Origin of the sequence: Campylobacter hyointestinalis subsp. hyointestinalis, from assembly GCF_013372145.1 — a bacterium.
GTDB lineage: Bacteria > Campylobacterota > Campylobacteria > Campylobacterales > Campylobacteraceae > Campylobacter > Campylobacter hyointestinalis.
In genome coordinates, this window is sequence record NZ_CP053827.1 from 1,132,940 (window position 1) to 1,157,092 (window position 24,153).

The 24,153-nt window shown below is 33.6% G+C and carries 11 protein-coding genes, 1 tRNA gene, 3 rRNA genes and 1 CRISPR repeat array (1 of these 16 running past the window's edge); of the genes, 3 read left to right on the top strand and 12 right to left on the bottom strand.

Annotated elements, in window-relative coordinates; translation table 11 throughout:
* Positions 1-158: 158 nt before the first annotated feature.
* The 11 genes from CHHT_RS05940 to CHHT_RS05990 form a co-directional block, all read right to left on the bottom strand.
* Entirely contained in the window at positions 159-833 is a 675-nt protein-coding gene (locus CHHT_RS05940) for a CRISPR-associated endoribonuclease Cas6 (RefSeq protein ID WP_059434300.1), read from the bottom strand.
* 6 nt (positions 834-839) lie between these two features.
* Positions 840-1,280: a ComEA family DNA-binding protein gene (locus CHHT_RS09430; RefSeq protein WP_051663812.1), complete on the bottom strand. Its 441-nt coding sequence runs from the start codon at positions 1,278-1,280 to the stop codon at positions 840-842.
* Between the two features lie 1,230 nt (positions 1,281-2,510).
* A 5S ribosomal RNA gene (gene rrf, locus CHHT_RS05950) occupies positions 2,511-2,628 on the bottom strand.
* A 150-nt stretch (positions 2,629-2,778) separates the two neighbouring features.
* Positions 2,779-5,687 (bottom strand): 23S ribosomal RNA (locus tag CHHT_RS05955).
* A 569-nt stretch (positions 5,688-6,256) separates the two neighbouring features.
* A tRNA-Ala gene (locus CHHT_RS05960) sits at positions 6,257-6,332 on the bottom strand.
* A 93-nt stretch (positions 6,333-6,425) separates the two neighbouring features.
* Positions 6,426-7,941: ribosomal RNA gene (locus tag CHHT_RS05965) — 16S ribosomal RNA — on the bottom strand.
* The 16S, 23S and 5S rRNA genes sit together here with 1 tRNA gene alongside, the layout of an rRNA operon.
* 420 nt (positions 7,942-8,361) lie before the next feature.
* Entirely contained in the window at positions 8,362-9,621 is a 1,260-nt protein-coding gene (locus tag CHHT_RS05970; protein WP_115600619.1) for a YdgA family protein, read from the bottom strand.
* A gap of 4 nt (positions 9,622-9,625) precedes the next feature.
* Entirely contained in the window at positions 9,626-10,189 is a 564-nt protein-coding gene (locus CHHT_RS05975; protein ID WP_034963891.1) for a DedA family protein, read from the bottom strand.
* 8 nt (positions 10,190-10,197) lie between these two features.
* Positions 10,198-10,791 (bottom strand): lipid-binding SYLF domain-containing protein, encoded by a 594-nt coding sequence (locus tag CHHT_RS05980; RefSeq protein WP_034963889.1) that lies wholly within the window; start codon positions 10,789-10,791, stop codon positions 10,198-10,200.
* Between the two features lie 9 nt (positions 10,792-10,800).
* Entirely contained in the window at positions 10,801-12,354 is a 1,554-nt protein-coding gene (gene rny / locus CHHT_RS05985; protein ID WP_034963887.1) for a ribonuclease Y, read from the bottom strand.
* The gene (locus CHHT_RS05990) at positions 12,275-12,916 is read right to left on the bottom strand and encodes a 5-formyltetrahydrofolate cyclo-ligase (RefSeq protein ID WP_034963885.1); all 642 of its coding nucleotides are present in this window, start codon (positions 12,914-12,916) and stop codon (positions 12,275-12,277) included. Before CHHT_RS05990 ends, rny begins: the two co-directional genes overlap by 80 nt.
* Before the next feature lie 50 nt (positions 12,917-12,966).
* Between CHHT_RS05990 and CHHT_RS05995 the strand changes: the two genes are divergently transcribed.
* From CHHT_RS05995 to radA, 3 genes are read left to right on the top strand one after another with little or no spacing between them, the layout of a single operon-like run.
* Positions 12,967-13,512, top strand: coding sequence for a TlpA family protein disulfide reductase (locus CHHT_RS05995; protein ID WP_034963884.1), 546 nt, complete (start codon positions 12,967-12,969; stop codon positions 13,510-13,512).
* The gene (ftsY, locus tag CHHT_RS06000) at positions 13,512-14,396 is read left to right on the top strand and encodes a signal recognition particle-docking protein FtsY (protein WP_059430777.1); all 885 of its coding nucleotides are present in this window, start codon (positions 13,512-13,514) and stop codon (positions 14,394-14,396) included. Before CHHT_RS05995 ends, ftsY begins: the two co-directional genes overlap by 1 nt.
* Complete coding sequence (gene radA, locus CHHT_RS06005) at positions 14,383-15,726, top strand: DNA repair protein RadA (RefSeq protein WP_059430776.1); 1,344 nt, start codon at positions 14,383-14,385, stop codon at positions 15,724-15,726. The genes ftsY and radA overlap by 14 nt, the downstream gene beginning before the upstream one ends.
* 422 nt (positions 15,727-16,148) lie before the next feature.
* Here radA and CHHT_RS09175 read toward each other — a convergent pair whose 3' ends face one another.
* Positions 16,149-16,274 carry a hypothetical protein gene (locus tag CHHT_RS09175; protein WP_255199053.1) on the bottom strand — a complete coding sequence of 42 codons (126 nt, stop codon included), beginning with the start codon at positions 16,272-16,274 and terminating at the stop codon, positions 16,149-16,151.
* Positions 16,275-16,467: 193 nt separating this feature from the next.
* Positions 16,468-24,153: direct repeats of the CRISPR family, unit length 30 nt; unit sequence GTTTCAAATCCTAAAAGGATAAATTTATAC (it continues 4,143 nt past the right edge of the window).

The following is a 24,153-nucleotide window of genomic DNA, read 5'->3' on the forward strand; positions in this document are numbered from 1 at the left end:
AAATAAAAAAATATTTGTCAAGTTATTATTATTATAAAAAATATAAAATAATTTTAATACTTAAATTTAAAAGAATATTTGTTATATTTTTTTGGATAAAATATATACGAGCAAGGGTCTCCTTTATAGGATTTAAAATTTATTTTAAAATATATACATTACTCTTGCTCTACTTCTAAAAATCCACATCCATAATTCATACATCCACTTCCCACACCAGCACTAAGTAATAAATTCGTAAGTTCAGGTTTAGCCTTTATATTCCATTTCGCATACCATGCCTTTAGCGGCGTATCACCTTTATAATAAAACTCTTTGGGTCTATTTAAATTTTGCCATTTAAGTTCCAACGCAAACTCACCATCGTATGGTTTTTGCATCAAAGTTTCATATCTTTGTAAAGCATTGATTTTCATCATCTCAAGATGCCTAGAGTCTTGTGGTTCAAGATACACCTTATATCCTAAAAGCCCGGATACTGCGCATGCTACAAATCCTTTTAGAATGACTTGTTCTTTATCTGTCAAATTATATATAAACTCTAAGTTGGTATCAACTAAATGTATATCGCCAAATTTAAGCCCATCTTTTAAAATAGCACAAGCCATCCGCTCTTCTAGACTATGTTCAAATGCGCTAAAATAAATCTTTATAAAATTATCAGTCAAATCAAAGCTAAAATTTACTCTTTTAAATATTTTCCCGCTACTATGTTTAAATCCAGTATGTTCAGCAGGTGGAAGTTGATTATATATATAGCCTTGGATCAACCTACCCAACCCTCTTTTTATATAAAAATTCTTAGATGGTATACGAGAAGTTATAACAAGCATCTTTCCCTACTCCTTTAAGCTATCTACTTTATCATTTATATCTTTCTTAATTTTAACTTTTTTATCTTTGATCTCTTTTTTATTTTTACTGTTTTCTTTATTTATCTCTTTGTTCTTATTGTTCTTAAGCTCTTTTATTTTATCTGAGTTCTTTTTTATATCTTTTGTTTTATTATTTGCTTTTGTTTTTAAATTTGATAGGTCAGTATTACCCGAAGTAGTAAGATCAGCTTTTATAGCTTCATATCTTTTATCCCCTATACCTTTTATGTTTTTGATATCTTCTATGCTGTTAAACTTGTTTTTAGATCTATACTCTATGATAGCATTAGCTTTAGCTTCTCCTATTCCTGGAAGCTCCATAAGCTCTTCTTTAGTAGCAGTATTTAAATTTACTGCAGCGTAAGTTAAACTAGCAAGTAAAGCTATTAAACCAAATAATCTCATCTTAACCCCTTTTTAATGTAATATAGTGGATTATATGATATCAATCTAAAAATAAAACTTAAATATAATTCAAACATGATAAAAATTATATAAGAGAGTATAATGGTAACACAGTTCAATGATTTAATACCTTTGCCCCCCCCTAAATTCAAACCATACTATAAAATAAATTTATTTGAATAAAAAATTTATGATTTTGAGATACTCATAATAACCTAAAAATAATTATAATAGTATAATTTATAATAACCATAAATATTTTTAAATCTTTATAATAATTTGGAAGAATTGTTATGTTTTAAAGAATACCCATAATAATTTAAAAAGGTTTGCAATATTTATAATAATTTAAAAGAATTCGCAAATATTTAAAAACTCTTTATAAAAATATTAAAAGTTTTACTAACTTAATCTTAAATATTATAAAGATATCTTTATAGTAAAGTAGTCAAAGAAACTACTTTTAAAAGAATTACATTAATTATAAATTGGTACTATTTTATTAGAAATATTTAATAGTAACGAGTTTTATATATTTATAAATTTAGATACATAGTAATGTATAAATACCATAAGATATTTATACACAGTATTTAAAGATGCTTTTATACTTAGTACTTACTTTATAGGTTTTATTAGATGTGGGGTAAATGTTTTACATTTATCAGGTGTATTTTTATCTATTTTCATATTGCGATATAGAGCCTTGATCTAAGCTAAGAATAATCATTTATAAGCATAAATTTATAAATGATAGATACGAGAGTTTTTTAGTTTAAAGTCATAAACAAGTATACATAATATTTATCTACTTTAACGCTTGAAAGCAGTATTAATAGGTATAAATCAATCTAATGATTAATACCATTGCATTTACAGCTAAATTATAATCTAGCTGTTTGATTTATAATAAGCTAAAAAAGTATATAAATTTGCATATTTTACGTATTATTTATGGAGTTAGTTTGTTTTATAGCAGATATCTATAGAACAGTTTATCTAAGCTATGTTTATTCAATTATCTACAGTATTTGTTTTACTAAGACTATAATAGTTATTTATTGCACACAATATTATAAAAGATAAAATAAGTAAAGATACTTTAAAAAAAGTGATATAAATTTAGTAGCTTAGATATGTAAATAAAACTTTTAATAATAAGTTTAATTAATATTAATTAGCTATGTGGGAATTGATTTAAATGAAATAAGAGTTAAAACATAAACACAAAGCCCGCAGCGACCTACTTTTCCACATCCCAGTAAGGGAGAGTATCATCGGCCATGATGAGCTTAGCTTCTTGGTTCGAGATGGAGCAAGGCGTTTCCTCATCTGTATAGCCACGGGCAGTGTTAAATAAAAGAATAAAAATAGTTTAACTATTCTCTTATTTAACACTGTTGTGTTATTTATCGTTAAAGTCTTTTTGGTTTTAATTGCAGTAAAACATGTTCTTTGTAAGGTATTTATATCCTTAACAAGGAAGTGATGCTTATATAAAGATAAGCAAACGAGCTATTAGTACTGGTCAGCTAAAGGACTTTCATCCATTACACACCCAGCCTATCAAACTAGTAGTCTACTAGAGCTCTTAAAAGAAGATTCATCTTGGAGTTGGCTTCGAGCTTAGATGCTTTCAGCTCTTATCACATCCCGGCTTAGCTACCCAGCGATGCTCTTGGCAGAACAACTGGTACACCAGTGGCCAGTTCGACCCGGTCCTCTCGTACTAGGGTCAACTCTCCTCAATCTTCTTACGCCCACGGCAGATAGGGACCGAACTGTCTCACGACGTTCTGAACCCAGCTCGCGTACCGCTTTAAATGGCGAACAGCCATACCCTTGGGACCTGCTCCAGCCCCAGGATGCGATGAGCCGACATCGAGGTGCCAAACCTCCCCGTCGATGTGAGCTCTTGGGGGAGATCAGCCTGTTATCCCCGGGGTACCTTTTATCCTTTGAGCGATGGCCCTTCCACACAGAACCACCGGATCACTAAGACCGACTTTCGTCTCTGCTTGACGTGTATGTCTCGCAGTTAAGCTGGCTTATGCCTTTATACTCTACGAACGATTTCCAACCGTTCTGAGCCAACCTTTGTAAGCCTCCGTTACATTTTGGGAGGCGACCGCCCCAGTCAAACTACCCACCAGACATTGTCCTACCTAAGGATAACTTAGGCTAGTTAGCTACCCGAATAAAGAAGAGTGGTATCTCAACAATGGCTCACCATAAACCAGGGTCTATGGATCAAAGCCTCCCACCTATCCTGCGCATCTTTATCCAAGTAGCAGTGTCAAGCTGTAGTAAAGGTCCACGGGGTCTTTCCGTCTTGCCGCGGGTAGGAGGAATTTTCACCTCCACTACAATTTCACTGGATCCCTCTTTGAGACAGCTCCCATCTCGTTACGCCATTCATGCAGGTCGGTATTTAACCGACAAGGAATTTCGCTACCTTAGGACCGTTATAGTTACGGCCGCCGTTTACTCGGGCTTCGATCAAATGCTTCGCATAGCTAACATCATCAATTAACCTTCGAGCACCGGGCAGGCGTCACACCCTATACATCCTCTTACGAGTTAGCAGAGTGCTGTGTTTATGGTAAACAGTCGGGAGGGACTCTTTGTTGTAACCTTCTTTGCTTTGGGAGTAAATCTTAATACAAAGTTAGGCACACCTTATACCGAAGATACGGTGCTATTTTGCAGAGTTCCTTAAAGAGAGTTCTTCCACGCGCCTTAGAATACTCATCCCACCCACCTGTGTCGGTTTACGGTACGGGCAATTATTACTAAACTTAGAAACTTTTCTTGGCTCGATAGTATCATGGATTCTCAATCTACTCCGAAGAGCGTCATGAGCCTTTTAGGTCTCGGATAAAGAGTTACGGATTTGCCTATAACTCAACCTACACCCTTAGACTAGCACTTCCATCCGCTAGCTCCACTAACTTTAAGCGTCCTTCCATCGCACATAATAATTGGTATTGGAATATTAACCAATTTTCCATCGCATACCCCTTTCGGACTTTGCTTAGGACCCGACTAACCCTACGATGACGAGCATCGCGTAGGAAACCTTGGGTTTTCGGCGTCTAGGATTCTCACCTAGATTATCGCTACTCATGCCTGCATGCTCACTTCTATCCGCTCCAGCACTCCTTACCGGTATACCTTCAACGCTGAATAGAACGCTCTCCTACCACTTAGTTAAAAACTAAGTCTAAAGCTTCGGTACTCATTTTAGCCCCGTTATATTTTCCGCGCAGAATCACTAGACCAGTGAGCTATTACGCTTTCTTTAAAGGATGGCTGCTTCTAAGCCAACCTCCTGGTTGTTTAAGTAACTCCACATCGTTTTCCACTTAAATGAGATTTAGGGACCTTAGCTGTTAGTCTGGGTTGTTCCCCTCTTGACGACGGATTTTATCACTCGCCGCCTGACTGCTGTGATTACACTTTGCGCATTCGGAGTTTGATAGGGTTTGGTACATTGGTGTATGCCCTAGCCCATTCAGTGCTCTACCTCACAAAGTTACTACACAACGCTATACCTAAATATATTTCGGAGAGAACCAGCTATCACGATGTTTGATTGGCCTTTCACCCCTATCCACAAGTCATCAGGAGCCTTTTCAACGGCCGTCTGTTCGGTCCTCCACTGGCTCTTACACCAGTTTCAACCTGCTCATGGATAGATCACATCGTTTCGGGTCTGCAGCATCTGACTATACGCCCTATTAAGACTCGCTTTCGCTACGGCTCCGGGTTTCCTTAACCTCGCCAGACACCACAACTCGCAGGCTCATTATGCAAAAGGCAGTCCATCACACGTCATAAAGAATCGTGCTCTGAATGATTGTAAGCAAATGGTTTCAGGTTCTATTTCACTCTGATCACCTCAGTTCTTTTCACCTTTCCCTCACGGTACTTGTGCACTATCGGTCTAGTAGTAGTATTTAGGGTTGGAGAGTGGTCTCCCCAGCTTCAGACAGGATTTCACGTGTCCCGCCCTACTCAGGATACTGCTAAGTATGAACGCACTTTCATATACGGGACTATCACCCTCTATGGTCAACCTTTCCAGGTTATTCTATTAGTTAGTTCAAGTCTATGTTGCAGTCCTACAACCCCGTTAGTAAACTAACGGTTTGCCCTCTTACGCGTTCGCTCGCCGCTACTAGCGTAATCTCTTTTGATTTCTTTTCCTGTTGGTACTAAGATGTTTCAATTCCCAACGTTAGCTCCGCATTGCGGTAGTATATATCACTATATACTGGGTTGCCCCATTCAGAAATTCCCGGATCAAAGCCCCTTGACGGCTCCCCGAGACTTATCGCAGCCTGGCACGTCTTTCATCGCCTCTACTAGCCAAGGCATCCACCATTTGCTCTTAGTAGCTTACCTTTTTTAGTTCGCATCTGAGCAAAGCTCAGATTTACGACAAACTTTAAAAAAGTTTGAACAAACTAAAGTCCCTACAAGTAGGGTTACCCTATGATTGCTATCAAACTAATTAAAAATTATCGTTACGAATTTTATATTTTTGTTTAGATTATTATTCTAATTTGCATCACTTCCTTGTTAAAGATAAAAATAAATAACTAATCTTTCTAAAAGAAAATCTTTTATAAAAATATAGGTATTAAATTTACAATGTTTAAATATTGACTTATAAGACGGAAAGCATTAACCATCATTAAGTAAGTTTTAGAACTTAATAGATTATGATGTTAAACTTAATAGTTAATATGTTTAGTTATTGGGATAACAGATTGTTTAATTAACTATTTGCTAAAGTAGTCTCTATTTAAAGCTTTAACAAGTCCTGTAAAATTGTTTTATTTTATTAAAACTTGATTGTGACTTTAACAATGATATTTTAAATAACTTTTAGACTAAAGTCTAATTAGAAAGTTTAGATATTAAATCAAGCTCTCTAATTAGAGTTTAGAATATAATATAAATTTAAACTATGGTGGAGAATAGCGGGATCGAACCGCTGACCTCCTGCGTGCAAAGCAGGCGCTCTCCCAGCTGAGCTAATTCCCCCCTTGTCAATCTCTCAAACCTAAACAAGCGTGATTGAGCTATCGTATCTTTCTTTTACTAGTAGTTGTGAGACGTACTAGTATTGTACTCTAGAAAGGAGGTGATCCAACCGCAGGTTCTCCTACGGTTACCTTGTTACGACTTCACCCCAGTCGCTGATTCCACTGTGGGCGGTAGCTAATTTAGCATTCCGACTTCGAGTGAAATCAACTCCCATGGTGTGACGGGCGGTGAGTACAAGACCCGGGAACGTATTCACCGTAGCATGGCTGATCTACGATTACTAGCGATTCCGGCTTCATGCTCTCGAGTTGCAGAGAACAATCCGAACTGGGACATATTTTATAGATTTGCTCCATCTCGCGATATTGCGTCTCATTGTATATGCCATTGTAGCACGTGTGTCGCCCTGGGCATAAGGGCCATGATGACTTGACGTCGTCCACACCTTCCTCCTCCTTACGAAGGCAGTCTATTTAGAGTGCTCAGCCGAACTGTTAGCAACTAAATACGTGGGTTGCGCTCGTTGCGGGACTTAACCCAACATCTCACGACACGAGCTGACGACAGCCGTGCAGCACCTGTCACTAATTTCTTGTAAACAAGCACTATCTTATCTCTAAGATGTTATTAGGATATCAAGCCCAGGTAAGGTTCTTCGCGTATCTTCGAATTAAACCACATGCTCCACCGCTTGTGCGGGTCCCCGTCTATTCCTTTGAGTTTTAATCTTGCGACCGTACTCCCCAGGCGGTATACTTAATCCGTTAGGTGCATTACTGCCGTGACTAGCACAGCAACAACTAGTATACATCGTTTAGGGCGTGGACTACCAGGGTATCTAATCCTGTTTGCTCCCCACGCTTTCACGCATTAGCGTCAGTTGAGTTCCAGCAGATCGCCTTCGCAATGGGTATTCCTGGTGATCTCTACGGATTTTACCCCTACACCACCAATTCCATCTGCCTCTCCCTCACTCTAGATTATCAGTTTCTCAAGCAGTTTAACAGTTGAGCTGTTAGATTTCACAAAAGACTTGATAATCCGCCTACGCGTCCTTTACGCCCAGTGATTCCGAGTAACGCTTGCACCCTCCGTATTACCGCGGCTGCTGGCACGGAGTTAGCCGGTGCTTATTCGTTGGGTACCGTCATGGTTCTTCCCCAACAAAAGGAGTTTACGCTCCGAAAAGTGTCATCCTCCACGCGGCGTTGCTGCTTCAGGGTTTCCCCCATTGAGCAATATTCCCTACTGCTGCCTCCCGTAGGAGTCTGGACCGTGTCTCAGTTCCAGTGTGACTGATCATCCTCTCAGACCAGTTATGCGTCATAGCCTTGGTAAGCCATTACCTTACCAACTAGCTGATACAATATAGTCTCATCCTACACCGAAAAAACTTTCCCAACTTAACTTATGTTAAGAAGGAGTATGGAGTATTAGCAGTCATTTCTAACTGTTGTCCTCCAGTGTAGGGCAGATTAACTATACATTACTCACCCGTGCGCCACTAAGTATTAAAAGAGCAAGCTCTCTTAATACTCCGTTCGACTTGCATGTATTAGGCACGCCGCCAGCGTTCACTCTGAGCCAGGATCAAACTCTCCATAAAAGTTGAATAAATAATTATTCGTATTATGAAGTTTTTAATCTAAAAAACTTTTTAATGTTTTTATATATTAAAAAGTATAAAGATAATATAATTATTTTATACTAATAGAACTAACTTTAAAAGTAGTTCTGGCTCAATCGATCACTTGTTTAGATTTCAAAGATTGACTTTAAAAAATAGTTTAACATTTATAATTTTAAAAAACATCGAAAATAAAAAAATGATTTCTAACTAGAAGAGTTAAAAGGTGTTTCTCATTTCGTGAGCTGGAATTATACAAGAGTGAAGCTTAAATACAGATTAAATATACTGAACAATTGATGAGAAGTTTTTTAGGTTTTTTATTGGGGGGGGGATTAGAAGATTATAGTTGGTGTGTTGTGTATGATATAGCTAAGAAAAAACTGAGATCGGAAATAGTTAAAGAAAATTTGAGAGAATATTTACATCATTAAATATTATATCTTTACTATCATCGCTTATTTTAAATTTTGCCTTGTAAGAATTAGGTGTTTTGATGAGAATACCTGCCTCTACAATCTTGTCTTCATACATAGCAAGAAATGGAAGAAAACTAGAAATACTATTTGTCAGTTCCAAATTTCCGGCGAATTTTATACGCTCTTCTATCTCATCAAAATTAGCGATATTTGAGCTAGAATCTATCCAAAAAGAACAATCTAGCGTAAATTTATCTCCATTTGTATTTTCAAAACTAAATTTTTCAATATTAAATCTCGGATTTTTTCTCATTATATGCAATATTTCATTATTAATATCATAATAGCTTGATTTTTTTAAACCGTAAATAATATTTTGATATGAAATTTTATCGATATTTTGTGCATTTGATAAAAAATTGAAATTTTTAAACTTTACGCCTAAAATATCAATATTTTTGATATTTAGATCATTTACAAACCAAGCAGTATCATCTTGCGATGAGACCTGCCAAAAAGAGCTGATATCGTCAAAATATAAATTTACAAAATTTGAAACTATATCTATTTTTGATATTTTAGTCGTCGTATTTGCATCTGTAAGTGCAGTTTTATCTATATTCATAATATTTATAGGAATTTTTGGCTTTATAGCGTACGATAAATTTGTGATATTTGCTTGCATATCATCTATGCTAAATTTGGCATAATCCAAAGTCGCATTTACGTCTTTTATCATATCTTTTGAAATGATTGCGGATAATTTTGCAGAAGAAATATCTATGCTAAGATCATTATATTTGAATTTAGCAGGCAAAATATACGTATCCGCCACAGAGTCGCCATTAAATTTAAAATATGTATTTAAATTTATAAACTTTTCATCACCGAAAATAGATCTTACAAAATCTATATATGGCGAATTTAAAACAGTGATATAACCAGTACTAAAAGCAGAAAAAACGTCTTGCTTACCACTTAAATTTAGCCTTATTTTTATAAATTCATTAGCATTGAAAATCTCTTTTAGATTATTGTTTTTAAGCTCAATATCTATAAAAGAATCAAATTTAAAAAAATCCGAAGAAAAGTTTTTATCAAGTACATTTATATATTCATCGCTTTGTAAATTTAAAAGTACAGACTTACTATTTTTTTGGAAAAACCACCAAACGCTAAACTGCGTAGCTAAGGCACATATAATTAGTAAAACGATAAAAATGACTGTTTTTTTCATCATAACTTTATCTAACTTTTTTTGTCGCCAAGCTAAAATAAAACCATATCAAAACCAACAAAGCAACCATCATAACTGGAATTATAAATGTATTGTCTCCAAAATAGTTCATAATTTTTTGTAAAAAGTCACCGGCTTTATAACTAAGAATGCCAAGACTAACAGCCCAAACCACAGAACAAATGGCATTTATAACGATAAATTTATTCATACTGTATTTCGTGATGCCGATAGCTATAGGCACTAATGTTTTTAAACCATATATATATTTTTTAATAAATATAATCTTATCCCCGTATCTTTTAAATAGAATTTGAGCCAAAGCAAGCTTTCTCTTATGCGACTTAAAATACGGCAAAATAGAACTTTTATTGTATCTACCAAGATAAAAAAGAATCATATCGCCTATGAAATTTGCAATGGCGGCTATAGATATACAAACCCACAAATCAAGCTTTCCAATGTAGCTCAAAAGCCCAGCTGCTATGATGGCAACCATACCTCCACCAAGCGAATAAAAAAACAAAATAATATAACCATAAGTTGATAAAGAGTTTAGCATATCTTGCATAAATGATCCTAAAAAGAAACGTTTAAAGCTTCTATCAAAGCATTAAATCCATATGAATTAGTATCAAATTTCATCTTTTTATCGACGCTTATAACAGATCCGCCAAGCTTTGCTCCTGCAAAATAACCACTATTATTTGAATAAGCATAAATATCATCAGAAAATGTAAAATCGCTTAATTTGCCAGCATTTGCACCAACGTTATTAAAGCTAGCAGAAGCATCGGCGCTTATCGTAAATTTAGCATCTTTGATGTCTTGAACTATACTATTTTTAAGTACAAAAATAACCAAATAGCTATCTTCATAACCTATCTGAAACCCTAGACTACCACCACCCATTTTAACACCTATAGGCATCCAAGAATCTGCATTTTTAACCATCATAACGCCTTTTCCGATGCTACCACCGATTATAAATCCGGCTTTTACAAATTTAGGTAAAATCACTACGGCGCTTGATTTTTCTACAAGGCTAGAAGCAGGTATGCCAGAATTCGCTTTTAACACGACTTTATAAGCATTTGCGCTATCTAAAAGCAACTCATCATCACAAAAAACAAAACTGCAAAACAAAGCTAAAATTAAAAATATTTTTTTCAAATTCACTCCTTATTTAGCAAATTCAATCGCTCTAAGTTCTCTTATAACATTTACTTTTATCTCACCTGGAAACTGCACTTTTTCTTGTATCTCATCAGCTATTTCTTTTGCAAGTAGCACGGCTTCATCGTCATTTACAAGCTTAGCATTTGCTATAACTCTTATTTCACGTCCCGCATTTATAGCATAAGCTCCTTTGATCCCTTCTTTGCTAGTTGCGATATTTTCTATCTCTTCAACTCTTTTTAAGAAGCTCTCAAGCACTTCTCTTCTAGCACCAGGGCGTGCCGCAGAAAGTGCATCTGCAGCACAAACTGCAGCACATTCTACGCTTAAAGCTTCTTCATGTCCATGGTGAGCATAAATAGCATTTATAACTACTGGATGTTCTTTGTAACGCTTACAAATTTCAGCACCCAAATCAACATGGCTTCCCTCATACTCATGAGTTAATGCTTTACCTATATCATGTAATATTCCAGCACGTTTAGCTAGTTTTTCGTCTCCGCCTGTCTCAGCAGCGATGATGCCTGCTAGATGAGCAACTTCAAGACTATGAGCCAAAGCGTTTTGCCCGTAACTTGCTCTAAATTTAAGCTTACCTATAAGTTTAACGATCTCAGGATGCACCTTACTAATACCAAGATCTATCAAGATATTTTCACCCTCTTCTAAAATACTCTCTTCAAACTCATCGCAAACTTTTTTATGTAGCTCTTCGATACGAGCCGGTTGGATTCTTCCGTCTTCTACCAAAAGCTCTATAACCCTAGTAGCGATAGCACGGCGATACAGATTAAAACTAGATAAAACTATAGCGTGAGGCGTATCGTCTATGATGACATCAACTCCTAGCACCATCTCAAGAGTCTTTATATTGCGCCCTTCTTTGCCTATGATGCGTCCTTTTAACTCGTCGTTTTTGATATTTACGACATTTATAAGACGTTCAGCCGCAAACTCTCCTGCGTATCTACTAGTAGCTTGCGCAAGGATATAATTTACTCTTTTTTTTGCCTCTCTTTTAGCCTCTTCTTCGTATTTTCTAACAATATGAGCTATATCCGCGCGACTTTTTTCTTCCACTTTCTTTAGTACAACTTCACGCGCTTCTTCTTCTGTAAGTCCAGCAGAATGCTCTAAAACCCTAAGCGCTTCGCTAAGTTTATCTTGATAAGTCGCTTTTAAATTTAGACCTTCTTCATAAAGAGTCTTTGCTTCATTTCTTGACTTTTCTAGCTCTTCTTTGCTATTTTTTAAAATTTCGTGTTCGCTTAAAAGAACTTGTTCTTTTTTTGCAATTTCATCAAATTTTTGATTGAATTCTTTTTGAAGTTTGCTTCCTTTTTCTTCATACCTTTTTTTTGCTTCAAACTCAGCTTCGCTTACCTTTACTTTTGCATCTTTTAGTATGCTTTCTGCTTCAAATTCTATAGCTTTTGCTTTTGCTTTTGCTTGCTCCAAAAAGACATTATAGTTTGCATCATTTATCTTTTTGGCTGCAAAATACCCTGCTCCAGCGCCTGCTACCGCGGCAGTGAGCCCTATAAAAATCTCTATCATAATTTCCCTTTTTTATATAATTTTTTCTAGGGGTTATATAAAAATCACACTTTATATCGTGTGAGTCACAAATTTTTTCTTTTGTATAAAAATCTTCGATCTGGACAAAAATAACTACCGGTTTATATGCGAGAGTATCAAAAAATCTATCGTAATAACCAAATCCATGTCCGATTCTAGCCATATTTCCGTCAACCCCAATCACAGGAATAACAGCCACGTCTATACGCCCAAAAAAGGCGTTTGAATCATTTGCCTCTTTTACTCCAAATTTGGACTCATTGAAAGGCAATCTCAATTTTACCATTTTTAAACTTTTATCTACCATAAAAGGCAAAAATATATTGTGCGATTTTATCAATCTTCGTCTCAAAATAACTAAATTTGGCTCATAAAGAAGCGGTAAAAACAGAAGTATATTTTTCGATTTAAACTTATCAAATATATATAAAAGTGTTTTGTGTATCTTGTAGCTAAAAGATTTTGCTCTAAATTTAACTATCTTATTTAGGCTTGATTTTGCCATTTTTCTATATTCGGTTTTACTAAATTTAACGCCCATTTTATAAACTTTATGTATAATATCAACTATTTTTATTTATAGGAAAAAATATGAAACTAAAAAGTCTAATTATAGCATGTTTGCTTATTTTTATTTACGGTTGTAGTAAAAATGACAAAAGCGAAGATACTACGCCCACATCCTCATCTATAAGTGAAAATTACGATAGAAGTTTCACTTTAACGTTAAATGATGGTAAGAATTTAAATATGCAAAGAAATAGTGAAGGTTTTGATATAGAAGATAACAATAAAGCGGTTTTGTTTACATTTTTTACGACTTGGTGTCCACCGTGCAAAGCTGAAATTCCGCATCTAGTAAGTCTTCAAGATAAATTTAAAAACGAACTCAGGATAATAGGCGTACTTATGGAAGAAAGAACAGCCGATGATATAAGTGAATTTATAAAAATGTATAATATCAACTACAGCGTAGCTTACGGCGAGTCGAATTTCTTTTTCGCTAAAGCACTTGGAGAAGTAGTAGGCATACCGTATTCAGTGTTGTACTATCCAAATGGCAAGTACGCGACTCACTATATCGGTTTGGTTCCAGAAGAAATGCTAGAATCTGACATAAAAAAGGTAATCTCATAATGTTCGATTTTCTAAAAAAAGGCTTAGAAAAGACTATTTCGTCGATAACCTCAAATAAACCAAAAGATAAAAAGATAACAAAAGATATATTAGAAGAGTTGCTTTTAGAAGCGGATGTACCTTTTGAAATTGTAGAAGAGATAGTGTATTATCTTCCGCCTAGAGATCTAGTAGATAGAGCAGATCTCGCAAGAGTTATGGAAACATACTTTTTATACGATAATCCAAACGATTTAGAAACAAAGCCTTTTGTACAAATGATAATCGGCGTAAACGGTGCTGGAAAAACGACGACCATAGCAAAATTAGCAAATTTATATAAAAATAGCGGCAGAAGCGTTATCTTAGGTGCTAGCGATACTTTTAGAGCGGGAGCGATCGAGCAGTTACGCCAGTGGGCAACCCGCTTAAACGTACCTATAATAGCAACTGCGCAAGGACACGATCCAGCAGCAGTTGCATTTGATACCATCAGCTCTGCTGTAGCAAAAGACTATGACAACGTTATCATAGACACTGCAGGTCGCCTGCAAAACCAAAAAAATTTGGCAAACGAGTTAGAAAAAATAGTTCGTATTTCAAGCAAAGCTTTAGCTTCAGCACCGCATCAAAAGATCATCGTACTTGATGGAACCCAAGGAAATGCCGCGTTAGCTCAGGCAAAAGCATTTAATGAAATTATAAATTTAGACGGCGTTATCATCACGAAGCTTGATGGAACAAGCAAAGGCGGCGCTCTGCTAGGCATAGCAAGAGAACTTGAGCTTCCTATACTATATATCGGCGTAGGGGAACAGATGGACGATATAATCAAATTTGATCCAAAAGATTTTGTTAAAACTATCTGTGATGCTATATACTTGGATAACGATGGCAAAAACTAAAACTATATTTGAGTGTGAAGCTTGCGGAAATCAACAGAGCAAATGGATGGGCAAATGTCCTGGATGCGGGGCTTGGGAAAGCTTTGTGGAGCTTAGTAGCGAACAGATAAAAGTCATCAATGAAATCTCAAAGATAAGTAACTCTCCTTCATCAAAAGCAAAAGCCATAACTGATATAAAAATAGAAGAAATTTCACGCCGCACTACAGGAGACGTTGAGCTTGATATCGTTCTTGGCGGAGGCTTGGTAGATGGCTCACTTGTGCTTATCGGCGGAAGTCCAGGCATCGGAAAATCAACACTGCTTTTAAAAATTGCTTCAAATTTGGCCGAATTTGGTGAAAATGTTTTATACGTAAGCGGGGAAGAAAGTGAGTCTCAAATAAAGCTACGTGCAAACAGACTAAATGCGAACAGCAAAAATCTATATCTTTTAACAGAGATAAACTTAGACAATATCCTAGCAGAAATCTCGAAAAAAGAGTATAAAACGCTAGTAGTGGATTCTATACAAACATTATATAGCGATAAAATAAGCTCAGCTCCTGGTTCAGTTTCGCAAGTACGCGAGATAACTTTTGAGCTGATGAGGCTTGCAAAAAGTAAAAATATATGCGTGTTCATCATCGGACATATCACAAAAGAAGGCTCTATCGCCGGACCTAGAATTTTAGAGCATATGGTTGATGTCGTGCTGTATTTTGAAGGCGATAGCAGTATGGAGCTCAGGCTTCTTAGGGGATTTAAAAATCGCTTTGGCTCAACTAGTGAAGTTGGGATTTTTGAAATGAGCAAATTCGGTCTGATAAGCGCAAAAGACGCTACTAGCAAATTTTTTACTAGAGGAGACGCAGTGAGTGGCTCAGCCATAACAGTCACGATGGAAGGAAGCCGCGCGCTTATAGTAGAGATCCAAGCTCTAGTTTGCGAGAGTAGCTATCCAAAAAGAAGTTCCACTGGATTTGATAAAAATCGTCTGGATATGATACTTGCTTTATTGGAGCGAAAGCTTGAAATTCCCTTGGGGCATTATGACGTTTTTATAAATGTTACTGGCGGAGTAAAGATAAATGAGACCGCATGCGATCTAGCTGTTGTAGCAGCTATCATATCGAGCTTTAGAAATCGCCCTATCAGCAAAGAAAGCATCTTTATAGGTGAGCTTAGCTTAAACGGAGAAATCAGAGATATATTTAACCTTGATGCAAGGCTAAAAGAAGCCAGTATGCAAAAATTTAAAAATATAATAGCACCGAGCAAACCGATAGAAAAATCAAATTTAAAGATATTCGTCGCAAAAGAAATTTCACAAGTGATTGAATGGATGTAAAGCAACGTCCAATAAACTTAGCATTTAAACTTAAAAATAGTGGAAAGTTTTGTTTAATAGATATAAAGTTATACCTTATGAAACAATAGTGCTTAAATTATGCATTATACCGTTCCAAATCATAACTGTCTTTGGATATATGCAAAAGATTTTATGATTTTAGTGAATATAGTGCAAGACCAACAACGAAAAGCATAAACAAGGTAAAAAACAAGTAAAATAAATAGTAATAAAAGTGTGAGCTATTGGCTCAAGTATAGTTTTATAAATGCTTTCCATATGGTTATTATAATATAAAAAAGTAAGCTCCAAATCCTAAAAAAGGTGAATTTTATACCATTTTGGGTTTAATGAGATTTTATCAATGGATTTAAATGAATTTATAGATTATTTTGAGATAGCAAAAAAAGGATAAATGAGGCTTAAAGCTTGATATCTTTATATCTTGCATCAGTTTTGCCAGTGTAAGGCTTTGAGCAGCTAAAATCAAAATGACAATAAAATTTTATTAAAGCAAAAACCAAAACCATAATAATAAAACTAAACATTTATAAGCCTTTTTTAAAAAAATACCATAAAAGGATTAAATATGTCAAATGCTACTTTAACCTTTGGAGTGGATTTAAGTGAGTTTAATACTGCTTTTAATAAAATTAACAAAACAACAACCACCCTAAGCGATGCCCTAGATAAAAACATAAAAACAGCACTAACAGCGATAAAAAATGCAAATCACAAAAAGTTTCAAATCCTAAAAGGATAAATTTATACAATATACCTTTATAGCGCTCTCTCCGCCTATTTGAGTTTCAAATCCTAAAAGGATAAATTTATACAGATATCTATGCAAACCATAGGGGGATTTTAACGTTTCAAATCCTAAAAGGATAAATTTATACAGCAAGAGATAGATGAAGCGTGGGCGAGGCTTAGGTTTCAAATCCTAAAAGGATAAATTTATACCAAAAATACATAAAGCCCATAGGGTAAGCATAATAAAAGTTTCAAATCCTAAAAGGATAAATTTATACCGTAGCATTTCAGCCAAAGGAATGAAAGCAGTGCAGTTTCAAATCCTAAAAGGATAAATTTATACCATAATTATCCAGCCACGGTGTTGATGAAACCTTAAGTTTCAAATCCTAAAAGGATAAATTTATACTCCTTAGTTTTGATTTTGTGTAGGGCTTGAAAAGGTTTCAAATCCTAAAAGGATAAATTTATACTCCTTAGTTTTGATTTTGTGTAGGGCTTGAAAAGGTTTCAAATCCTAAAAGGATAAATTTATACCCTTGAAATGTGGCAGTATGCGTTTGATTACTACTGGTTTCAAATCCTAAAAGGATAAATTTATACTGTTTGCCAATGTTAAAACTCTCTGTCGGTCTATGAGTTTCAAATCCTAAAAGGATAAATTTATACACAGAGGTAAAAAGAGACGACGAGGCTATTCAAAAGCGTTTCAAATCCTAAAAGGATAAATTTATACCAAAGATAAACAAAACCAAATCTACGCTTATGATGAGTTTCAAATCCTAAAAGGATAAATTTATACGGGCTAGTATATACTTTGGCTTTATATCGAAAAATATCGGTTTCAAATCCTAAAAGGATAAATTTATACCGGCAAACAAAAATGCATAGTAGCCTACGACTCTAGTTTCAAATCCTAAAAGGATAAATTTATACTTATTACACTTTCAAGCTCATCAGCAAGGTTAAGTTTCAAATCCTAAAAGGATAAATTTATACTATATGATGCTCTTTTTATTTGCACCACTCTTTACGTTTCAAATCCTAAAAGGATAAATTTATACTGAATATACCAAAGGGCTTTCAAACAAACGGGGCGTTTCAAATCCTAAAAGGATAAATTTATACCATTTTTTACCCTAAGATATTTTTTCGCAAAACTCTAGTTTCAAATCCTAAAAGGATAAATTTATACTACACCTGTTATTGCTGAGCTTCCTATAATGGACTTGTTTCAAATCCTAAAAGGATAAATTTATACGCTAGCTTATTTTCTACAAAGACGCTCATTTTGGGTTTCAAATCCTAAAAGGATAAATTTATACAATAAAGCGTTACTTTTCTAGCATATCAATCAAAAAGTTTCAAATCCTAAAAGGATAAATTTATACTTTAGAATGCGTCTGTGCAGAGAATAGCATAACGCGTTTCAAATCCTAAAAGGATAAATTTATACCAAGCCTTTTATTGTATATTTCATATTTTTCTTCGGAGTTTCAAATCCTAAAAGGATAAATTTATACGTTATGCTTGAAACAATACCCGGAAGCCAATTTTGGTTTCAAATCCTAAAAGGATAAATTTATACAAAGCCAAACCACGTTTTTAAGGCTATTTAAACAGTTTCAAATCCTAAAAGGATAAATTTATACGAATTATTCGGTTCTTTTGGTTTTGAAGCAATAGAGCGTTTCAAATCCTAAAAGGATAAATTTATACTTAGGGTATTTGTTAGCTCGTCTGTTTTAGTGTTGTTTCAAATCCTAAAAGGATAAATTTATACCAAACCAAAGGTCACTCCACTACCAACAAAAACACCGTTTCAAATCCTAAAAGGATAAATTTATACTCAACGCCGACAAAAAACATAGGGTCGCCATACTTAGTTTCAAATCCTAAAAGGATAAATTTATACTCATACAAAAAACAACTCATCTAAATTTAAAAAGAAGTTTCAAATCCTAAAAGGATAAATTTATACTCAAAAAAGGAATGAGCGTAGCGGAATTTTTAAATTGTTTCAAATCCTAAAAGGATAAATTTATACTGCCTGTTATATCATTAGCAAAACTTATATTTGAGTTTCAAATCCTAAAAGGATAAATTTATACACTGGGTGCTTAGTAGATATGACCTGAATGAGTTGTTTCAAATCCTAAAAGGATAAATTTATACTAATTCCAAAATAGAGAGCCTATATCCACAAGCTAGGTTTCAAATCCTAAAAGGATAAATTTATACAAAGATAGATTTGAGCTAGTAGAAGAATACAGGTAGTTTCAAATCCTAAAAGGATAAATTTATACTACGAGAACGAGGAGCTATTAGTAGGAGAGATGAGTTTCAAATCCTAAAAGGATAAATTTATACGACCCAGCCAAATAAACAACGATAGAACTCTCAGAGTTTCAAATCCTAAAAGGATAAATTTATACAAAGTTTCAATGCTCATTTTTAATCCTTTTTTGATAAGTTTCAAATCCTAAAAGGATAAATTTATACTTAATTGATGATTTTTATTTTCTTTGTGAAATCTGTTTCAAATCCTAAAAGGATAAATTTATACTTTTGCTGATTTGTTAGACTTCCCCTTGAACTTCGTTTCAAATCCTAAAAGGATAAATTTATACCTATGGGATAATTCTATAAGCCCGATGTTACTTGAGTTTCAAATCCTAAAAGGATAAATTTATACCTTTTGGTTATGGAGAAAAAGAGGGAAAAGAGGTTGTTTCAAATCCTAAAAGGATAAATTTATACATGGAAATGTTAGATAATAAAAACGTCACAACAAAGTTTCAAATCCTAAAAGGATAAATTTATACATTTCTATTTTGTAGGTCATATGTGATTTTTGATAGTTTCAAATCCTAAAAGGATAAATTTATACGCAAGATAGATAGCTTAAATGATGAGCTTAAAGCGTAGTTTCAAATCCTAAAAGGATAAATTTATACAGCGGTTGGGAGCATTTTCAATTTTCTAGCTTTGAGTTTCAAATCCTAAAAGGATAAATTTATACGAAATCATCAAAACAACGCAAGATGAGTTCAAGATGTTTCAAATCCTAAAAGGATAAATTTATACATAGCACTGTCTAAGCCGTTCATTTTAGATTTTAAGGTTTCAAATCCTAAAAGGATAAATTTATACTTATTTCAAATTTAGCCGATTTTTATTTGATAGTGGTTTCAAATCCTAAAAGGATAAATTTATACGATACTGTCTTGAATTTCACGTGTGCAAAGTATCCTGTTTCAAATCCTAAAAGGATAAATTTATACTCCTTAGTTTTGATTTTGTGTAGGGCTTGAAAAGGTTTCAAATCCTAAAAGGATAAATTTATACAAATGCTTGAAAGGCTTAATACAATTTTGGAAGAGTTTCAAATCCTAAAAGGATAAATTTATACGTTTCAATGCTCATTTTTAATCCTTTTTTGATAAGTTTCAAATCCTAAAAGGATAAATTTATACATTCGGCGGATACCAATACAGAAGTTGCGAGGACAGTTTCAAATCCTAAAAGGATAAATTTATACAAAAATCACGCTAGGCTTAACTTCAGCGTTATAGGTTTCAAATCCTAAAAGGATAAATTTATACCAATGGCGATAGAAATGCGATAGAAACAAGAGCCAAGTTTCAAATCCTAAAAGGATAAATTTATACCTAAATAGACCAAAAGAGCCAAGCCTTGATGAGCGTTTCAAATCCTAAAAGGATAAATTTATACTTAGCAGGTATGCCTATCATTCCTTTATCGATGATGTTTCAAATCCTAAAAGGATAAATTTATACGATGAGTTTCTTATATCGTTGTTATCAAAAAAATGTTTCAAATCCTAAAAGGATAAATTTATACGTCAGCTCCAACCATATGCAAAATATTACCATTTAGTTTCAAATCCTAAAAGGATAAATTTATACCTTGCGCGACTAGAAATGAAAAAATCACCAAAACCGTTTCAAATCCTAAAAGGATAAATTTATACGTTGTGTATCAGTTTTTAAATTATTTTTCAAAGGGTTTCAAATCCTAAAAGGATAAATTTATACTAATATTTATCCGCTATTAGAATTTTAGCGTAATGTTTCAAATCCTAAAAGGATAAATTTATACTCTATCGCCGATGATGACTAGCTCATCATTTAAGTTTCAAATCCTAAAAGGATAAATTTATACTAAAATAAATAATAATTTAGTCGAGCTTAGCTATTTGTTTCAAATCCTAAAAGGATAAATTTATACATCACGAAAGAGCGTTAGAGAGAAATTATTCACAATGTTTCAAATCCTAAAAGGATAAATTTATACATTCCGTTTATAGAGGGGTTTATTTCACTCCTTAGAGTTTCAAATCCTAAAAGGATAAATTTATACATTACCAGTCAGGCGCGTATTTTGTTATCAAGCCGTTTCAAATCCTAAAAGGATAAATTTATACCGTTTCAGATGCAAGCAGCATAAACATCAAAGTTGAGTTTCAAATCCTAAAAGGATAAATTTATACATCTATGGGCGGATTAACACTTATAGCACTGAAATTTGTTTCAAATCCTAAAAGGATAAATTTATACGCTTTTGAGCTTAATAGTGATTGAGTTTCAATAGTGTTTCAAATCCTAAAAGGATAAATTTATACTGTATCGTGCTATCCCTTTGCAAAATAGCCGATACAGTTTCAAATCCTAAAAGGATAAATTTATACGTAATACAATTGGCGAGTTTTGGGATGATAGCGTTCGGTTTCAAATCCTAAAAGGATAAATTTATACGTTTAGCTCTTTTAAACAAAGTTCAGCTAAACACTCAGTTTCAAATCCTAAAAGGATAAATTTATACGATTTTGTGGGCGGCGTGGCAGAAGATGCAACGAGTTTCAAATCCTAAAAGGATAAATTTATACCCATCCAGGTTGCTTTGCTCAACTTCCATTAAACGTTTCAAATCCTAAAAGGATAAATTTATACCAATAGGGCTTATTCCATATCCTCCGCCAAAGCTAGTTTCAAATCCTAAAAGGATAAATTTATACGTAAAGCCCTCCGTTTTGATAGGATTGTTCGCATATGCGTTTCAAATCCTAAAAGGATAAATTTATACATATATGGGAAGTTCAATCGGTGCAGATGAACCGTTTCAAATCCTAAAAGGATAAATTTATACTCAAAAACAGCTCTTGAAATTCAACAAGATATCGGTTTCAAATCCTAAAAGGATAAATTTATACAGGTGGTAGGCGATATAAAAAAATCGATAGTAGCAGGTTTCAAATCCTAAAAGGATAAATTTATACTTTAGCTTTTTTCACACTCTTCTATCAAAAAATCGTTTCAAATCCTAAAAGGATAAATTTATACTATCGGCGAAATTAGAAAAATGTATTTTAAGAATTTGTTTCAAATCCTAAAAGGATAAATTTATACTTTTATCATTTATTATTCTTGCGTATTTTTCCATTGTTTCAAATCCTAAAAGGATAAATTTATACGTGAAAATAGTCTGGGCATCGAAACTTTGGTAGGGTTTCAAATCCTAAAAGGATAAATTTATACAGCAGATATCCACTCCCTCGAATGATTTTATTTTTGAGTTTCAAATCCTAAAAGGATAAATTTATACCTATACTTACTTTTGTCATCTTTGTATTTTTTTCGTTTCAAATCCTAAAAGGATAAATTTATACTTAGCTCTCTATCAAACACAAAATACAGAAATTGTGAGTTTCAAATCCTAAAAGGATAAATTTATACGCGGAAGTATATCAATGACAATCAAGAGAGAATGTTTCAAATCCTAAAAGGATAAATTTATACTAAAATGACAAAACAAGACTTTCAAGAAGTATTTAGTTTCAAATCCTAAAAGGATAAATTTATACCAAAACGATATTTTAGAAATATCACAAGGGAGTTAGTTTCAAATCCTAAAAGGATAAATTTATACTTTTTGATGATACCTCATCAGCTTTTTTAAAACTTTCGTTTCAAATCCTAAAAGGATAAATTTATACGAGGTATGCCCCCTTTGTGGCGTTAAGTTGATAAAGTTTCAAATCCTAAAAGGATAAATTTATACACAGATAAAATAGCACTTGTGGATTATGAAAAGGCGTTTCAAATCCTAAAAGGATAAATTTATACTTTATTTGAGGTTGTCCTCTTTGTTTTGATAGAGGTTTCAAATCCTAAAAGGATAAATTTATACTCGATATATTTACGCTTTTATTTAAGCAGGTGGTGTTTCAAATCCTAAAAGGATAAATTTATACTTATTCAGATAACGACACAATACCATTTTAAGGAGTTTCAAATCCTAAAAGGATAAATTTATACGGTATCATCAAAAAGAGATTTAACAGTGCAAAAAAGTTTCAAATCCTAAAAGGATAAATTTATACAAGTTTTTCTTTGGATAGTTGAGGTTCATTAGTTAGTTTCAAATCCTAAAAGGATAAATTTATACTGGTTGAAGCACTTGGCGGTTGGGTGGATATTTGCAAGTTTCAAATCCTAAAAGGATAAATTTATACGGCAAGTTTGAACCAAAAACGCCTATGACGATGCTGTTTCAAATCCTAAAAGGATAAATTTATACATGATATAAAAACTCTTATCAAGCTTTTAGGTTAGTTTCAAATCCTAAAAGGATAAATTTATACGAAGTAAAAAGAGACGACGAGGCTATTCAAAAGCGTTTCAAATCCTAAAAGGATAAATTTATACAATGTCAGAAAGACCGATATTGCGCAAGTAAATAGGTTTCAAATCCTAAAAGGATAAATTTATACTTAATATCGCTCATCTTTATATCCAAAGCGGAATGTTTCAAATCCTAAAAGGATAAATTTATACACAATAGGGCTTATTCCATAGCCTCCGCCAAAGCTAGTTTCAAATCCTAAAAGGATAAATTTATACATATTTTCAACTTGCAAGCCGTTTTTTAAATCATTGTTTCAAATCCTAAAAGGATAAATTTATACTATGACCCCTTTGCTTGATAGGCATTATCAATTATTAATGTTTCAAATCCTAAAAGGATAAATTTATACTCTTAAGCCACTTGCTATCTTGCTTTGAAATCCTTGTTTCAAATCCTAAAAGGATAAATTTATACTTCACTATTTGGCTTTCTGATTGTAGGGTCAAGGAGTTTCAAATCCTAAAAGGATAAATTTATACACTATATCAGATTTTTTTATATTAACAATACGTATGTTTCAAATCCTAAAAGGATAAATTTATACGATAGTTTCCCAGCCTAGCACTTGTGATACTATTGTATTGTTTCAAATCCTAAAAGGATAAATTTATACGCCTACGATTTTGAAGCCTTTTTGTTCGCAGTATTGTTTCAAATCCTAAAAGGATAAATTTATACTCTCCTGCATTTTCTCATATACTTCTTTAGTTGGGTTTCAAATCCTAAAAGGATAAATTTATACTGAGGACGGCATCGAGTTTATCCGCGGTTTTGAGTTTCAAATCCTAAAAGGATAAATTTATACCGCAGTAAAATCTTAACTTAACACATTCAAAACTGTTTCAAATCCTAAAAGGATAAATTTATACTTCCACCACTGCGTTTATAGTCTTATCTTCAAAGCGTTTCAAATCCTAAAAGGATAAATTTATACTCAAAAAGTTCTGATATTTTGATTTCATTTAT

Bases quoted from the DNA above. Each gene is read 5' to 3' on its own strand.
- CHHT_RS05940 (WP_059434300.1), bottom strand. From the start codon at position 833: ATGCTTGTTATAACTTCTCGTATACCATCTAAGAATTTTTATATAAAA.
- CHHT_RS05975 (WP_034963891.1), bottom strand. From the start codon at position 10,189: ATGCAAGATATGCTAAACTCTTTATCAACTTATGGTTATATTATTTTG.
- radA (WP_059430776.1), top strand. From the start codon at position 14,383: ATGGCAAAAACTAAAACTATATTTGAGTGTGAAGCTTGCGGAAATCAA.
- CHHT_RS05970 (WP_115600619.1), bottom strand. From the start codon at position 9,621: ATGATGAAAAAAACAGTCATTTTTATCGTTTTACTAATTATATGTGCC.
- CHHT_RS05990 (WP_034963885.1), bottom strand. From the start codon at position 12,916: ATGGGCGTTAAATTTAGTAAAACCGAATATAGAAAAATGGCAAAATCA.
- rny (WP_034963887.1), bottom strand. From the start codon at position 12,354: ATGATAGAGATTTTTATAGGGCTCACTGCCGCGGTAGCAGGCGCTGGA.
- CHHT_RS09175 (WP_255199053.1), bottom strand. From the start codon at position 16,274: ATGTTTAGTTTTATTATTATGGTTTTGGTTTTTGCTTTAATAAAATTT.
- CHHT_RS05995 (WP_034963884.1), top strand. From the start codon at position 12,967: ATGAAACTAAAAAGTCTAATTATAGCATGTTTGCTTATTTTTATTTAC.
- ftsY (WP_059430777.1), top strand. From the start codon at position 13,512: ATGTTCGATTTTCTAAAAAAAGGCTTAGAAAAGACTATTTCGTCGATA.
- CHHT_RS09430 (WP_051663812.1), bottom strand. From the start codon at position 1,280: ATGAGATTATTTGGTTTAATAGCTTTACTTGCTAGTTTAACTTACGCT.